This window comes from Collinsella aerofaciens, from assembly GCF_015561195.1.
GTDB lineage: Bacteria > Actinomycetota > Coriobacteriia > Coriobacteriales > Coriobacteriaceae > Collinsella > Collinsella aerofaciens_AC.
The window spans coordinates 1-2,697 of the sequence record NZ_JADMSU010000022.1; the positions used below are offsets into that span (position 1 = coordinate 1).

Genomic DNA, 2,697 nt, shown 5'->3' on the forward strand with positions numbered 1-2,697 from the left:
CCTTGCGCGTGGCACGCTTCCCTGCGGCCTTCTGGGCCTCGTTCACGCGCTCTATGCGCCGCTCCACCGTGCCCCAGTTCGGCTCGCCCTCACGGGGCACCACGCGCCCGACCACGAGCTGACCGTCCTTGTTCGTGTAGTGGGCAACGACCATGTTGTCCTTCGTGCGCTTCGGGTCGATGTTGTCGCGCTCCAAGCTCGACGCATCGCGCCTGTAATGTGCGAGCATGTGCCCGACCGAGGTTGCCTTGTACTTCGCTATGTGTGCCATGTCGGAACCGCCTTGCGTGAGATTTTAATCGCCTAAAGTCTAGCACGTTAGACCTTAGCTACGCTAAGGACGTGCCCTGCGGGGCTTCTCCGCAATCCTCCCAGCGGTCGAGATTGCTGCGCGTCATCGGTGGCGGCACCTCTTCCTTGCCCGCTCGGCTGCGCCGAGATGGAGGGGTTTCACCCCTCCAAACCACCCCAAAAACCAGTCCGACCATGACCAATGACCAATGACCACAGGGGGGAGGTCGTAGTGGTCAGGCTTCGCCTGCCCTCTCCCCCCTGTGGTCAATCCCCGAGTCTCACTTACCAGAGACATAGGCAAGGAAAGGGTCGATGGAGCAGAGCGTCCATCGACCCTTAATCAAGTCTGGTCTTTTGGCTCGACCGCCGCGTCAATTCCGCAATCCGTGAACGAGTCGGCTTAGATCTGCTTCGCAGACCACGCCGCCCCGTAGTCACGCATTGCTACATTGACCCGTCTACTGCGCCGCCTTCCCCATACGTCTCATGATTTGCAGCTTCCCATGCCGCCTGCTGCTGCTGACGCAAATCCCACTGCATCGACTTGAGCCAGTTGGTTAGAAAGACAGTGCGGCTCGTCGTAATAACGCGAAACCAATCTGGACGCGCGGCACGCGCGTAGTTTGAAAGCCGGAAGAATGAGTAACACGTCTGCTCGATGCACCAGTCCATCATCTCGCCGACAATCTCGTCAACATCGTTCGCGGTGGCGAAGTGCGCAAGAACGTCCGCGCCGCCCATGGTCTCGATGCCGTTAATGTCGTACTGGAACTTGTCGGCATCATCGAAGTGGATGAGATAGCGCACCATGCCGTCGAGGTCGCCGACAGCGCACTCCTCCCAGAGAACCTTGGTGCCGGAAAGCCTGTCACTGATTTCCTGAATCTGCGCAATGGACTTCTTTCCCTTGAAGCACAGAATCACGTGCCAGTGCGGCTTCTTCGGCTCACCGTTCGCGCGAACGTCGCGGTCATGGTACGGACTGATGAAGACCTGGATATGCAGGCCGCGCAAAATCTCTCGCCAGTTTTTCGGAGCTGAATCCTCGTAGACGATAATCGTCCAGTTGCGCGTGCGCCCGTCCTTCGGCTTGCCCTTGCCAAAACGAATGTCCGCCATAAAAGAAAACCTCCCGTTTTTTGGGAGGTAACGTCTCGAATTCCTGCCCCCTGATACGTATTGCACGTATAATTACAGGTGGTGTTGATGCGAGCTGCTACCTCGTGTCGACGTTAGCAGGGGTCGGAGCCTGCTAGCCTGTGGCCACCATTGTAAACCCACCCGCCCGTCTTAACGGCGGGCGGGTTTCTTTTTTGCCAAAACAAACCGCTGGTAGAGTCCACAACCATGGACTAGCGCGACTGACCCCGCGGCCTACTGTTCGTCGGCGCGACGTGGTTACGGCTCAACGCTTTCGACGCACGCGCGACTTCCGTTGCTTCCCTCATCACGTCATTCAGACCGCGCTGCTCCACCTTCGGCTTCGGCATCAGATATTCGAGCGGGCGCGATATTCGGCTTCTAAGCTCCTCCACCTTGAGCCGTATTCCCGCAACGTCTGCTCTGATTCGGCTCGCGAGTCCATCGCACTTAGCGCAGATCCTATCGAGGATTGCGCCGCGCTCAGCTTTCCCCGCAGCTTCCCAGCCCCGAACATCGGCAGCGATGGGGCGAAGCTCTGCAACGTCTCGCGCAACTCTATCCGCTCTTTGCCGAAGGCACTCCAATCGGTCTTCTTCGCCCGCAATGTCCATGCGCACATCCTCGAGCTGGCTGTCCAGCTTGGCTAGGTCTCCTTGCCTGTCTTCTATCTGCTGCGCGAGCTCGGCCTTCTTCGCTTCGGCATCACTTAGCAGAGCGGCGGCTTCCTCCTTCGCCGCCGCGACAATCCGAGCCGCTTCGTCCTCGGCAGGTCGCACGACCGCCCTATCGACCGCGCCGCGCACCTTGTCGATGTCCACGGACTTGTCCGTGTACACCCTTTGCGCCCGCGTTTCCTCGGCAAGCTCGACCTCTGGGCGGTAACCCAAACTCCTTTCCAGATAGTCCCCAAGCTCTTTGTGCATCGACTGGTAGAACGAGCGCGGGCACATCTTCTTGTAGTTGAAGCGCCCATCGAGTATCGGCGTGAACGGCACATGCATGTGGTCGCGAGCGGGCGTGCCGTCCTTCAGCACCTCGTCCTTGTGGACATGCCCGCCCATCATGTTGTCGATGCCGAACTTCTTCGACAGGTACCAGTACGTGAGCCTAAAGAACCTGTCCTCATCTCCCTTGCGCACGTTGTCGGGAAGAGTCACAACAACGTCTGCCATAACCACCGCATCCTTGCGCGTGGCACGCTTCCCTGCGGCCTTCTGGGCCTCGTTCACGCGCTCTATGCGCCGCTCCACCGTGCCCCAG

3 protein-coding genes are annotated in these 2,697 nt (G+C 59.3%); all 3 read right to left on the reverse strand.

Features of this window, described 5'->3' with window-relative positions:
- Positions 1-271 (reverse strand): plasmid recombination protein (locus tag I2H81_RS10275; protein ID WP_229108202.1); only part of this gene is annotated, 271 nt, incomplete at its 3' end.
- Positions 272-738: 467 nt separating this feature from the next.
- Positions 739-1,413: a replication protein gene (locus I2H81_RS10280; RefSeq protein WP_195340706.1), complete on the reverse strand. Its 675-nt coding sequence runs from the start codon at positions 1,411-1,413 to the stop codon at positions 739-741.
- Between the two features lie 233 nt (positions 1,414-1,646).
- Positions 1,647-2,697, reverse strand: a 1,051-nt coding sequence (locus I2H81_RS10285) for a plasmid recombination protein (RefSeq protein ID WP_229108204.1), incomplete at its 5' end; no start/stop codon positions are given.